We start from the raw sequence: 14,280 nt of genomic DNA, 5'->3' as shown, positions 1-14,280 counted from the left end.
GAAGGTTAGATAGAATGAAAATACTTTTAGTATCAAATATGTATCCTGATGATCAAAATCCCTCATATGGAATCTTCGTTAAAAAGACAGAAGACTTTTTAATTAATGGTAGTCATGATGTTACCAAGATTGTTATTTATAAAAAAAATTCAAAAATAAAAAAGCTTTTTGCCTATATAAAACATTACCTAATGGTACTATTTTATTTTGTTTTTAAATCAAATGATATCATTTATGTGCACTATGCATCCCACAACGCTTTACCCATTATTTTAGGGAAAACATTAAAAAAGAATAGTGTAATTTACGTGAATGTTCATGGAAGTGATGTTGTTCCAGAGACAAACTATAAAAAGAAAATGCAATTTTTAGTAAAGAGGCTACTTTATATCTCCGAAAAGATAATTGTTCCCTCGGGATACTTCAAAAAAGTAGTCCAGGACAAGTACAATTTAGAAAGTACAAAAATATTTATATCCCCATCAGGTGGGATCTCAGAAAAGATATTTCAACCTAGGGCTGTCCACTTTAGTAACTTTGGATTATCACCATCCATGAAGTATATTGGGTATGTTGGTAGGATTGATAAAGGAAAAGGTTGGGATGATTTTCTTAAAGCAATTAATATACTTGTTAAAGAAAACAAAATTGGAAATATGAGATTTGTTTTAGTAGGAAACGGAAAATATTATCCTGAAGTAGTGGATTATATAAATAAGAATAATATTGGAGATTATTTGCATTTATATGATTTATTGCCTCATGATAAGCTCTCCGAAATATATAATTTGCTGGAAGTGCTAGTTTTTCCTACAAGAAGATACGAGAGCTTGGGTCTGGTTGGAATAGAAGCTATGGCATGCAAATGTCCAGTTATTGGGACAAATATTGGTGCATTACCCGAGTATGTTATTAATAATGAAAATGGCATACTATTTGAACCAGGTGATTACAAAGCGTTGGCTGAATGCATAGAACATTTTTTTGATATGAGTGATGAACAGCGCAACCAGATGAAAATGAATGCTTATTTGACTTCGATGGAATATTTTAACGGTAAAGTAATGGGGGACTTCCTTGAATTCTTTGAGAAGGGATATATACATGAAAAGCGAAAAACAAATTGATGTTTTACTGGTGAGTTCTACTGGTGGTCATTTTGCTCAACTAATGCAGATAGTAAAAACATTGGAAGAGTATAATATATCGATTATTACAGAAAAAAACAAAACAACTGACGGTCTTGAAAAAAGATACGAAATTAATTTTTTATTCCAACAGGATAGAAAAAAACTAAACTTTTTATTTGTTTTTCTTCTAAATTTGATTTTATCTTTTAGCTATCTTGTAAAAGCAAATCCTAAGGTTATTATTTCAACAGGAGCCGGAGCAACACTCCCTTTATTATTTTTTGGTAAACTTCTCGGAAAAAAGATTATCTTTATAGAAAGTTTTGCTAAAATTCATTCGCCCACACTGACGGGTAAGATTGTTTACAAATTTGCCGATAAATTCTATGTGCAATGGGAGAGTATGCTTCAATTTTATCCTAGGGCCATTTTTAAGGGGGGGATTTATTGATATTTGTTACAGTTGGAACTCAAAAGTTTCAGTTTAATCGTCTATTTCAAAAGTTGGATGAATTAAAGCAAGAAAATAAAATCCAAGATGAAATAATATCTCAGATTGGTTATTCAACATATAAGCCAAAGCATTACAAACATTACGAAATGCTTTCTTCAAAAGAGGTTTCTACATTTTTATCTGATTCAGAAATATGTATTTGTCATGCTGGGACAAGTTCAATTATTCAGGCATTAAAATACGAAAAAAAAGTAATTGTTGTTCCGAGAAAAAAGGAATTTGGAGAGCATGTGGATAATCATCAGGAAGAAATTGCCTCGATGTTTTATGACTTAGGATTTATTGAGGTAGTTGATAATATAGATAATTTAGTTAATATTATTGGATTAGTTAGGGAAAAGGAATTTAATCAGTATAACTTTGATAATAGATCTTTATTAAGCTCTATTCGAAACGATATCGATGGCTTTATAAAGTGAATATGATACCTTAGGAAGGTTGTTTGTTGAGACTTCTACTCAAACAAACAACCTTTTTTACTGTACAATAAATATTTGAGATAAAAATAATAATAAATCTGATTATAGAAGTTTCATCCAGNNGGTTTATATTTAGCTATTTACCATTTTGACAAAATCTGATAAATTTTTTAAGAGAGGTGGTGAGAGTAGAAGAAAAAGTGTTTAATAGATTTTTAGGTTCATTTATCACACTTTTTCTTAGAATTTAAATTTTTGGAGGAAATAGTATTGCGGAAAATTCAATTTTTAATTATTTTATCAATCTTATTAGTACTAAACGTAGATATTGCAAAAGCAGAAACTAATTTAACACGGATTGACGGTAAAGATAGATTTGAGGTTGCGGTTAATGTTTCGCAAACAGGATGGGGTACCTCATCTACTGTAATAATAGCATTCTATAATGCATATGCAGATGCATTAGCGGCTGGTCCATTAGCATATAATTATGATGCTCCGATTTTACTTACTCATAAAGATAAATTAACACCAGTCACTAAAAATGAAATTTCCCGTTTAAAAGCAAATAAAGTAGTTGTAGTCGGAGGAGCGGGAAGTGTATCTGATGATATTATGAGAGAATTACGTAATATGGGGATAAAGAGTGTTTGGAGAATTGGCGGAAAAGATAGATATGAGGTTGCTGAAAATATAGCTGCTGAATTACCTGCAAAAGACAGTGTTATCTTAGCATCTGGACTTAATTTTTCTGACGCTTTAGCAATATCTCCATATGCCTCAGAAAATGGATTTCCAATTTTATTAACTCGTAAAGATTCTATACCTGATGAAACAAAAGCAGCACTTTCAAAATCCTCTATAAAATATACATTCGTTATTGGTGGGGAAGGAAGTATAAGTAGGGGTGTATATTTTCAAGTTAAAAATGAATTGAAAAAAGGACCTTCTAGAATAGGAGGGAAGGATCGATATGAAGTTGCAGCAAATATTATTGAAAGATTCGGTTACAATACGGATAAAGCATATTTATCGACAGGACTTACATTTGCTGATGCTTTGACTGGATCAGTACTTGCTGCTAAAAATAAGGCACCGATTCTCCTTACTAGTCCAACTTACGTTTCTCCAGCAACGCAGTCAGCAATATTTGAAAATCAAATGTTTAATTTAACAGTACTAGGTGGAACGGGTTCAGTTCCTCAAAATATTGTTGCAAACCTTATTAATATTGGAATGGTAATAGCTAAACCGTCTAATGGAAATGCGACTGTTAATTTTTATTCTGGGTCTCAAATGTATGATTGGCAGAGATCTACCTATGTATCGCCTGGTACAGAAATGAAGTATATATCAGTTGATTCATCGAAAGTAAAAGTGCAATTAGCAAATAGAGAAGGTTGGGTCAAATCATCTGAAGTTTCTCTTATACCTAGTGCAACAATGAATAGTAGTAGATCTTATTATATTTCAAATGGAACAGATTTAATCCATGTTGTAAAAGGTGTTCAAACAATTGTAGGAAAAGCACCGTCATTTATAAATACCAACCAGAAATATTACAGTTTGGATGGTGTTGTATTTTACAATGCGTCAAATCAAAAGGTTGGGGAATTTGAGCAATACTTTCAACTGAAGTCATCGATAGTTTCTAAGACCTCATATTCTAGAGATCAATTACTATCCTATGTTAATTCAAGTCAAGAGTTAAAAGACTGGGAGAGAAAAATGGGAAGGATTAATGGAAGTCCATTAAGAGACCCTGAAATTATTGATGCAATGCTCGCAGCTCAAGATACTTATAATATTAACGCTTTATTTATTCTAGCAGCAGCTATACACGAAAGTGCTTGGGGAGTAAGTGATATTGCATTTAGAGATAAAAACCTTTTTGGAATTAAAGTGCATGATTCAAATCCTACCTCTGGTGAGATTTATAATAAATATGTAGATAGTATTAATCAATTTGCTAAAGATTACATGAAAGATGGTTATACGAACCCAAATAGTTGGAAAAATGAAGGTCCATACCCGGGGCATAAAGGTATAGGTGTAAATGTATGGTATGCTTCTGATCCAAATTGGGGTTCAAGAGTTGCTGGTCACATGTATAAGATTGATAAAGCATTGGGAAGTAAAGAAATTAAATAATAATAGATTAATAGTAAAAAAGTGTAGACTTATGTATCTACGCTTTTTTTTTTACAAAAGTAATGAATTTGTATTTATTTTGGTTTATTTGCTGAAAAAAGGAGAAATATTTGGTATATTGACGTTATACGTTTTTTTTGGGGAGGTATCAAAGTTGAAAAAAATTTTTATTTTACTAGTTCTTCCGTTTCTACTACTCTTGTTTTCAAGCAGCACCTTTGCTGATAACACGGCAGAACGAGTAGATGGGAAAGATAGGTTTCAAGTCTCTGTAAACCTATCTCAGAAGGGGTGGCCAAAACATTCCGAAACTGTGGTGCTCGCATTTTATAATGCTTATGCCGATGCTCTTGCTGCAGGGCCATTAGCCTTCCACTATGATGCTCCAATTCTTTTAACTCACACAGGCTCTCTTACTGGAGTAACAAAAGAGGAGATTAAACGACTGAACCCAAAAAGGGTAATTATAGTTGGTGGCGCTGGAAGCATTAATGATAGTGTTATGATTGAATTACGGAAAATGGGTGTATCAGATGTTTGGCGTTTGGGAGGAAGAGATAGGTATGAAGTAGCAGCAAGAATTGCCAAAGAAATTCCAAATAATAATCGTGCAGTATTAGCGAATGGTTTAGATTTTCCTGATGCACTTGCTATTTCTCCATATGCATCTAAAAATAAAATTCCTATACTTCTAACTAAACCAAATCTAATGCCCGAAGTTACCAAGCAGATTCTCGCAACACGTAATGTTACTAATACAGTTGTTGTTGGTGGAACGGCTAGTGTTTCTGAGTCTGTTTTTAAAAATTTAAAAGGACCTATGAGAATTTCAGGTAAGGACCGATATGAAGTAGCAGCCAATGTCATTAGAACATTTAATTTGCCAACAGAAAAAGCGTATTTAGCAACAGGTTTAACCTTTGCTGATGCATTAACTGGTTCAGTATTAGCTGCGAAAGAAAATGCACCGATTTTATTGTCAAAAAATGATACACTCCCAGATTATACTCGTCAAATTATTAAAGAACGAGGCATTTCAAATTTTGTAATTCTAGGTGGACTGGGTTCTGTCCCACAAAGAGTTGTATCTCAAGTTTCGGGTAAGCTGGCAGGTTTAACAATTGTAGTCGATGCTGGTCATGGTGGCTCTGACCCAGGAGCTATTGGTCATGGACTAAATGAGAAAGATGTTGTTTTAGACATTGCAAAACGAGTTCAGTCAAAATTAGAACCAATTGGCGCAAATGTTGTGATGACTAGAGAATCTAACGTATACGTTACATTAGATCAAAGAGTTGAAATTGCTAATTCTATAGGTGCAAATGCGTTTATAAGTATTCATAATAATGCTGCTACTAATCAGTCTGCTAATGGAACTGAAACCTTCTGGAATGACAAATATGCAAGTGCAGAGAGTAAAGAGCTTGCAACGGAAATTCAAAAAGAATTAATTAGACAACTTGGCACACGTGATCGAGGTGTTAAGGAGGCTAGTTTCAAGGTTATTCGTGAATCAACCATGGCAAGTATCCTTGTTGAGGTTGCATTCATTTCAAATCAAAATGAAGCAGTGAAACTAGGTTCTCCGGAATTTCGTGAAAAGGCTGCAAATGCCATATATCAGGGCGTTCTCAACTATTACGGGAAAAATTAAACCAAATAAAACAAACAGAGCCTTGTGTTCTGTTTGTTTTATTTTTATCTAGAAAGAATTAATTGTAACCTTTTTTTAATAAATGTGACTAATCTATGTACCCCTACTTTTTCCAAATAAGAAACGAATGGTATATTGTCACATCGATTTTTCTGACTATTAGTCTGCATCCAATATTATTAGTGTATTAAATGATAAATATGTTATAATTACTGACGAAAATCAAAAGATAATTAGTAACAACTAACCTCCAAGAATGTCTGATGACATTTCCTGTTAGTGAGTTTAATGAGGAGGATTAATAATGACCTATAAAACAAGGGTGTTTTTCCTTTTTATAGCTGATTCAATTGTAGTTTTATTTTCTATATATTTGTCACACTTTTTCCTAAACCCTTTTGCGGAATATTTTCAAGATGACCGTGTATTTTTAAGCTCAATAGTGTTGCTTATTTCTCATTATGTTTTTTCATATCTCTTTGGTCTATACAGAAAGGTATGGAGGTATGCGAGTACGGAGGAATTGGTTGGTTTAGTATTAGTTGTAACATGTTCAATTGCACTAACAGCACTATTACAAAAGATTGTATATGATAATGCATATCTACGTGCACTTTCTATAACCTACTTATTGCATATATTCTTCCTCGGAGGAATGCGTTTTTGGACTAAATTTCTCTCAACTATCCTTTTTTATTTTAAGACGAAGGATATTAAACCTGTGAAGACAAAAAGAACCCTTATTTTAGGGGCCGGTTCAACAGGGAGAATGTTAGTCCGCCAAATAAAAGATCACCCAACTACAGGGCTTAAACCTGTGGCCTTCTTAGATGATAATAGCCAAGTTCAACAGCTTAGTATCAGTGGAATACCAGTTGTAGGAACGACTAATGATTTATCTAAGGTCATAAAACGATACCGAATTGAACATGTGGTCATTGCCATCCCATCGTTAACGAAGAAAAAATTGGATGAAATCGTTACAGAAGCAAAAAAGCTATGTGAAGATGTTCAAATATTACCGTTAATAGGTGACTTGGCATCAGGAAAGGTGTCAATCAACCATATTCGCGATGTTTCAATTGAGGATTTACTCGGTCGTGAACCAGTTGAACTTGATACAAAAGCCATCGCAGAAAAAATGGAAGGTCAAACGGTTCTAATTACGGGGGCTGGCGGTTCAATTGGCTCCGAATTATGCCGTCAAATCTGTTTGTTCAATCCGAAAAAATTGGTGTTATTAGGCCACGGTGAAAATAGTATTTATAATATCGAAATGGAGCTTTTAAGTCTGTACAAAGGACAAATCGAATTTGTTACAGAAATCGCTGATATTCAAGATGCCTTTAAAATCCAACAAATTATGAATCATCACATGCCAAAATTTGTTTTTCATGCGGCAGCACATAAGCATGTTCCTTTGATGGAGAGAAATCCCGAAGCGGCAGTTAAAAATAATATTTATGGAACCAAAAATGTCGCTGAAGCTGCTTCTGCAGCTAAGGTAGATACATTTGTTTTAGTGTCAACGGATAAAGCTGTTAACCCTACTAATGTAATGGGGGCAACAAAACGGATTGCGGAAATTATTATTCAAAATATTGATCGTACCAGTGAGACTCGCTTCGTTGCAGTTCGCTTCGGAAATGTACTAGGTAGTAGAGGAAGTGTCGTTCCTTTATTTAAAAAACAAATTGCTAAGGGTGGACCAATAACAGTTACTCATCCAGATATAACAAGATATTTTATGACTATTCCCGAAGCAGCTCGTCTTGTCATCCAAGCAGGTTCACTTGCACGTGGTGGGGAGATTTTTGTGCTTGATATGGGTGAGCCTATAAAAATAGTTGATCTTGCCAAAAAGCTGATAAAGCTATCTGGATTTACTGAAGATGAAATTAAAATCGAGTACTCTGGTTTACGACCTGGTGAAAAGATGTACGAAGAGATTTTAAACAAGGATGAAATACTTCCTGAAACAATCTATCCAAAGATTTATATTGGAAAAGCAACACAAGAAAATGCAGATGTTATTTTGCAGCGCATTGATAAAGTAGTTGATGATAAAGAAGATTTGCGTAACCTGTTATTAGAAATTGCGAATAAGAAAAAGCATCAACAAGAAGATCAACAAGATAATAAACACCAAAAACTAAAAAATGAGATCCTACCTGTTTAAAAAATTGTGTAAAGGAAGAATTGCCTATGATGGAAGTTACAAAAGGCCATAATGTCATAATTGGTGAAAATGTCTCTTTTGGTAAGAATGTTATAATAGGTCATAACGTAATCGTATATGATGGTGTTACCATTGGCGATAATGTTATTATTCAAGATAATGCAGTAATCGGTAAGCAACCAACGAGAGCTAAAAATTCAATACTACCAGACGTTAAACAATTACCTCCAACAAAAATAGGGAGTGGGGTAACAGTCGGTACATCTGCTATTATCTATGCAAATGCCGATATAGCCGATGACGTATTTATTGCTGATTTAGCTACCATTAGAGAGAGAGTTACAATTGGGTATAAAACGATTGTTGGCAGAGGCGTAGCCGTTGAAAATGATTGTCGAGTAGGAAGCTTCTGTAAGCTAGAAACAAACTCCTACATTACAGCCTATTCTGAACTTGGGGATTATGTTTTTATTGCCCCGTGTGTTGTTACAACAAACGACAACTATATGGCAAGGTCAAAAGAGCGGTATAAACATTTTAAGGGTGTTACTATTAAGAACGGCGGTAGAATTGGAGCAAATTCAACCATTTTACCAGGTAAAATAATTGAAGAAGATGGAGCTGTGGCTGCAGGAAGTATCGTTACGAAAGATGTTAATCAAGCAGAAATAGTGGTAGGGTCTCCTGCACGAAAGTTACGAAATGTACCCGACGATCAGCTTTTAAAAAATCAATAGATCCGAGGATTGAATGATGAACATATTATTGATTAACCACTATGCTGGTTCGAATAAACATGGTATGGAGTATCGACCGTACTACCTAAGCAGAGAGTGGGTAAAGATGGGACACCAAGTCACAATACTTGCCTCGTCCCAGTCCCATGTAAGAACCATTCAGCCTGAAATGAATGGTAAATGGACTGAAGAAATAATTGATGGCATTCGCTATATATGGATTGATACACCGAGTTATGAAGGTAACGGAGTTAAGCGTGTCATTAATATCTTTTCATTTGTTAAAGAGCTAATGCTTAATAGTAATAAAATTGTTTCACTTGTAAAACCAGATGTCGTCATTGGATCTTCTACCTATCCATTGGATATGTATCCGGCACATAAAACTGCTAAAAAGGCAAAAGCAAAGCTTGTTTTTGAGGTACATGATTTATGGCCGTTAACTCCAAAATTATTAGGGAATATGTCTTCACTTCACCCGTTTATCTTTTTGATGCAAAGAGGAGAAAATTTTGCGTATAAAAAGGCAGACAAGGTAGTTTCCTTATTGCCAAATGCAAAACAGCATATGTTTGATCATGGAATGGATTTACATAAATTTGCATTTTTGCCAAATGGGATTGTCGTTGACGAATGGAACAGTGCAACAGAAAAAATACCTGCTGAACATCAAAAGGTAATACATGAATTAAAAAGCAAAGATAAATTTCTTGTTGGTTATGCTGGTGGTCATGGGATCTCAAATGCAATGGAGTACGTAATTGAAACAGCAGAGCTACTAAAAGAAGAACCAATTGAATTTGTTCTTGTCGGAAAAGGTCCTGAAAAAGAAAAGCTTATTGAAGAAGCAAAGAAAAAGGGTTTAGCCAATGTTCACTTTTTACCTGTAATCGATAAAAATGCCATTCCTGATTTCTTATCTAGAATGGACTGCTTATTTATTGGATGGAGAAAAAGCCCGCTATATCAATTTGGGGTTAGTCCAAATAAGTTATTAGACTATATGATGTCTGGAAAACCGATTGTACATAGCATTGAGGCAGGAAATGATTTAGTTAAAGAGGCTAATTGTGGTATTTCTGTATTGCCTGAAGATCCACGATTAATTGCCGATGCGATAAAAGAGATGTACAAAAAAACAGATGCAGAAAGACAATTATTAGGAAAAAATGGGAAGGACTTTGTGATGAAAAACCATGATTACAAGGTGCTTGCTGATAAATTTTTACATTTATTAAACTAGAAGGTGTGAAGAAAATGGGAACAATTCCTTATGCACTTCCCTTAGTCGGTGACGAAGAAATTAAAGAAGTAATCGATACGATACATTCAAATTGGTTAAGTAAAGGTCCTAAAACGGTTGAATTTGAAAAACGAGTGACAAACTATGTTGATGCAAAATATGGAATTGGCTTAAACTCATGTACGGCTGGTCTTCATCTAGCACAGTTGGCTGCAGGGATAGGACCTGGTGATGAGGTTATAACTACTCCATATACGTTTGTAGCTTCAGCAAACACCATTATTCACACGGGGGCAAAGCCGGTCTTTGTTGATATTGATCCCGTAACAATGAATATTGATCCTAAACAAATTGAACGTAAAATCACTTCCAAAACGAAGGCTATTATTCCAGTACATTTTGCAGGCTATCCTTGTGACATGGATCCGATTATGGAAATTGCTAAAAAGCATAATCTAGTTGTAATTGAAGATGCTGCCCATGCTATTTATACAAAATATAAAGGGAAAATGGTAGGTAGCATTGGTGACTTTACTTGTTTCAGCTTCTACGCGACTAAAAACCTAGTGACAGGTGAAGGTGGGCTTGTAACCACTCATAATGAAGAATGGGCAGATAAAATTCGAGTTATGAGCTTGCATGGAATGAGCAAAAACGCATGGAATCGTTATGGTGATAAAGGAACTTGGTATTATGAAGTAGAATACCCTGGTTACAAATACAATATGACCGACATTCAAGCAGCATTTGGAATTGTTCAATTAGATAAGCTTGAAGGTATGCAAAATAAAAGGGACCAAATTGCTCAAGCCTATTATAGTGGATTAGCTAATATTGAGGGAGTTACTTTACCACATCATGATGAAATCAATCGTCACGCTTGGCATTTATTTGTCATAAGAGTAAACGAGGATTTATTCACAATTGACCGTGCTGAGTTTATTGAAAAACTAAAGGAAAAGGGCATTGGCACAAGTGTTCACTTTATTCCAGTTCCAATGCATCCATACTATAAAAATTTAGGATATGATATCAATGATTATCCAAATGCACTTCAAGCATACAAAGGGGCAATATCACTACCTTTGTATCCAAAAATGAGTGAACAAGATGTGCAGCAGGTAATTGATGCTGTAACTGATATTGCAACAACATATCGAAAATAGGTGATAATGTGGAAGAGAAAGCTTTTCTATATGGTAAAAAAGGGAACAACCTTAATGATGTAGTGAAGAGAGCCATTGATATCATCGTAGCCGCCATCGGAATAATCGTCTTATCACCTATACTTCTACTTATTTCTTTATTCATTAAATTGGATTCAAAAGGACCTGTGTTTTTTAAACAAGTGAGGGTCGGACAATTTGAAAAGAAGTTTGAAATTCTAAAGTTTCGTACTATGGTTGTTGAGGCTGAAAAGCTCGGTAAGCAAATTACGGTTGGGAAAGACCGGCGGATAACGAGGGTAGGTCATTTCCTTAGAAAATATAAGGTTGATGAATTTCCTCAGTTAATCAATGTATTAAAAGGTGACATGAGCCTAGTGGGTCCTCGTCCGGAGGTTCCGAAATACACTCAGTATTACAATAATGAACAAAGGCAAATATTCCTAATTCGTCCGGGGATTACGGATTATGCCTCCATTAAGTATAGTGATGAAAGTGAATTGCTTGGGAGAAGCTCAGACCCAGAGAAGACTTATATTGAGGAAATAATGGTTGATAAACTAAAGTATAATTTACAATACTTGAGGAAAAGATCGGTTTTTGAGGATTTCCTGATTATTTTTAAAACAATAAAAAAAATTATTTAGCAAATTTTGGCGTGTAGAACAGTTGGTTCTACCGCCTTTTTATTTGTTTTAAGATCCAGTGCGGTGAAATTAACCATTTACCTATATGACAAATTTTGATAGATTTATACATAGATATTCATTTTCATAGATTGTTAGAGGTGAAAAACGACAAATCTTGTAACATTTTGAAATTTTTTAAGGAGGATTCATGCAAATTGAATATTAAGAAGATTTCCTTGGCCATAGCCGTTTCCGCGTGTTTGGCTTTATCTCCATTAGGTTCGGCAGTTGCGGGAGCATCAACTATCTCCGTTTCTCTATCTAATTATATTGGAAATTCAACTGCGGTTAATGTCCAAACAGTAGGGAACTATAAGCTGCAAAATGGAAATATCCGTTTCGGGGGGAAGGATCGATTTGAGGTTGCTAACAATGTAGCATCAAGTGGTTGGAACACCTCAAATACGGTTGTAATTGTTAACTATTTAGCTTTCGCTGATGCGTTATCTGCAACTCCACTCGCATATAAAAATAATGCACCAATCTTGTTAACACACCCAAATCAATTAACACCAGCAACAAATGCAAAACTTAGCCAATTAAAACCACAAAAAATTATTATCGTCGGTGGCCCGGGAAGTGTTTCATCAACGGTTGAGGGCCAATTAAAGAAAATTACTTCTAATGTACAACGTATTGGTGGAAATGATCGTTATGCAGTAGCGCAGGGTGTTGCTAGCCAAATGGGAAATCCGGATACTGCTTTTGTGGCGAATGGATTAGTCTTTGCAGATGCCCTTTCGATCGCTCCATATGCTGCTCAAAAAGGATATCCTATTCTTTTGTCTAAGAAAGACAATTTGCCAAATGAGACAAAAGCTGCTTTGAATGGCAAAGCGAAAACCGTTGTTATCGGTGGAGAAGGTAGTGTGAGTCCTCAGGTATATTCTTCTCTGGGAACTTCACAAAAAGAACGTATTGGTGGAAAAGACCGTTATGAGGTATCTGCAAATATTATTAGACACTTTAATCTACCTGCCAATTCAGCTTTCATATCAACAGGCCTTTCATTTGCTGATGCTCTAACAGGCTCTGTGTTAGCTGCAAAAGAGGGCGCACCACTTCTTTTAACAAAACCGAATGAACTGCCAGGATTTATTCAAACGATTATTAAAGAAAAAGGCACATCTAGTTTTACAATCCTAGGTGGAACTGGTTCAGTTAGTGAAAAGGTAGTTGGAATGCTACCAAATGAAGTAAACTTAGCGCCAGGTGTGAATTATTCTGTCCGTGTTGAAAATGCTAGATTAGCACTATATAACGGGAATACTAGATTAAAAGATTTTGGCACTGCACCATTTACCTTGATTCCGAGTGCATATAGTGGCAGTAATCAGATCAAAATAAACAATGTCTCTTATATTGGTAATATGGAATTTAATCTTGATGGTGGTAAATATGTTCGCCCGATTAACCGTAATATTCCATACGAAGATTATTTAAAAGGTGTTGTTCCAAGAGAAATGCCTGCAAGCTGGCATGTTGAAGCTCTTAAAGCACAAGCTGTCGCTGCTAGAACCTATTCTATTGATGATGTAGGGAAAACAGTCCCTGATAATCAATCTTACCAGGTATATGGTGGATATACTTGGGGGTTAAAAGATGCCTACCCATTTGAACATAGATCTAGTCAGGCGGTTGATGCTACAAAAGGCCAGGTATTACGTCACAACGGAAAATTGATTAGTGCTGTATTTTCATCAAGTAACGGTGGTATGACTGAATCAAATGCAAATGAATGGAATTCAACAGCACTTCCATATCTACCGGTAAAAGCAGACTCCTATGATACTTATACTTGGAATTTAACTGTAAATAAAAAGCAGTTTAATGTGGAGGGGAAGGATCTGAAAAACCCTGGATATTGGTGGTGGGACGGACCTTCAAATCTAGTAGATGGTTACGATTTAAATGGAAAACCTATCAATGATACAATCTTCCAAAACCTTAACAATTGGGTTAAGACTTATGGATATCAGAATGAGGATATTAAGGTAATAAACATCTCAAATATTGCCGTAACAGGAGATAAGCACAGTAGCGGTAGAAGTAAAACAGCCGTACTGAAAGTAGATTTTTATGTATATCCTGGTGCAACTTCCGCATATCCATTAAATGGTGGCGAGATCCAGCTTCGAACATTAGAAAAGCAAATTCCAGCTACTGAGTTAAGGAAGTTACTGGGAACACTTAATATGAGAAGTACACTAGTTGATAATATTCAAGTCGATGACAATGCATTCAAAATTTCAGGTCGTGGATTCGGTCATGGTGTTGGTATGAGTCAACAGGGTGCAAATAGTCGTGCGAACGCTGGTCAGACCTATCAACAAATTCTACAATTCTACTATCCAGGAACAACTCTTGGAAACTAGTTTATCTGGAACCTAGAAATCTC

At 35.1% G+C, this 14,280-nt stretch carries 11 protein-coding genes; all 11 read left to right on the top strand.

Going from position 1 to position 14,280, the window contains the following annotated elements; genetic code table 11:
• Positions 1–14: 14 nt before the first annotated feature.
• The gene (locus V7147_RS02710) at positions 15–1,127 is read left to right on the top strand and encodes a glycosyltransferase (RefSeq protein ID WP_335366319.1); all 1,113 of its coding nucleotides are present in this window, start codon (positions 15–17) and stop codon (positions 1,125–1,127) included.
• Complete coding sequence (pssD, locus tag V7147_RS02705) at positions 1,105–1,581, top strand: PssD/Cps14F family polysaccharide biosynthesis glycosyltransferase (protein WP_335366318.1); 477 nt, start codon at positions 1,105–1,107, stop codon at positions 1,579–1,581. The genes V7147_RS02710 and pssD overlap by 23 nt, the downstream gene beginning before the upstream one ends.
• Entirely contained in the window at positions 1,578–2,063 is a 486-nt protein-coding gene (gene pssE / locus V7147_RS02700) for a PssE/Cps14G family polysaccharide biosynthesis glycosyltransferase (protein ID WP_335366317.1), read from the top strand. The genes pssD and pssE overlap by 4 nt, the downstream gene beginning before the upstream one ends.
• 270 nt (positions 2,064–2,333) lie before the next feature.
• Positions 2,334–4,214: a cell wall-binding repeat-containing protein gene (locus tag V7147_RS02695; RefSeq protein ID WP_335366316.1), complete on the top strand. Its 1,881-nt coding sequence runs from the start codon at positions 2,334–2,336 to the stop codon at positions 4,212–4,214.
• A gap of 154 nt (positions 4,215–4,368) precedes the next feature.
• Complete coding sequence (locus tag V7147_RS02690; RefSeq protein ID WP_335366315.1) at positions 4,369–5,868, top strand: cell wall-binding repeat-containing protein; 1,500 nt, start codon at positions 4,369–4,371, stop codon at positions 5,866–5,868.
• A 304-nt stretch (positions 5,869–6,172) separates the two neighbouring features.
• Complete coding sequence (locus V7147_RS02685; protein WP_335366314.1) at positions 6,173–8,047, top strand: nucleoside-diphosphate sugar epimerase/dehydratase; 1,875 nt, start codon at positions 6,173–6,175, stop codon at positions 8,045–8,047.
• A gap of 26 nt (positions 8,048–8,073) precedes the next feature.
• A complete protein-coding gene (locus V7147_RS02680) occupies positions 8,074–8,784 on the top strand; it encodes an acyltransferase (protein WP_335366313.1) in 711 nt (236 codons plus the stop codon).
• A 16-nt stretch (positions 8,785–8,800) separates the two neighbouring features.
• A complete protein-coding gene (locus V7147_RS02675; RefSeq protein WP_335366312.1) occupies positions 8,801–10,027 on the top strand; it encodes a glycosyltransferase family 4 protein in 1,227 nt (408 codons plus the stop codon).
• Positions 10,028–10,041: 14 nt separating this feature from the next.
• A complete protein-coding gene (locus V7147_RS02670; protein WP_335366311.1) occupies positions 10,042–11,193 on the top strand; it encodes a DegT/DnrJ/EryC1/StrS family aminotransferase in 1,152 nt (383 codons plus the stop codon).
• Between the two features lie 8 nt (positions 11,194–11,201).
• Positions 11,202–11,840: a sugar transferase gene (locus tag V7147_RS02665; RefSeq protein ID WP_335366310.1), complete on the top strand. Its 639-nt coding sequence runs from the start codon at positions 11,202–11,204 to the stop codon at positions 11,838–11,840.
• Positions 11,841–12,037: 197 nt separating this feature from the next.
• A complete protein-coding gene (locus V7147_RS02660) occupies positions 12,038–14,257 on the top strand; it encodes a SpoIID/LytB domain-containing protein (protein WP_335366309.1) in 2,220 nt (739 codons plus the stop codon).
• Positions 14,258–14,280: the final 23 nt, after the last annotated feature.

This window comes from Bacillus sp. JJ1521, from assembly GCF_036965165.1.
Lineage (GTDB): Bacteria > Bacillota > Bacilli > Bacillales > Bacillaceae_L > Ferdinandcohnia.
The sequence above is the reverse complement of the archived record's forward strand: the minus strand, read 5'-3'. Positions and strand labels throughout refer to the sequence as shown.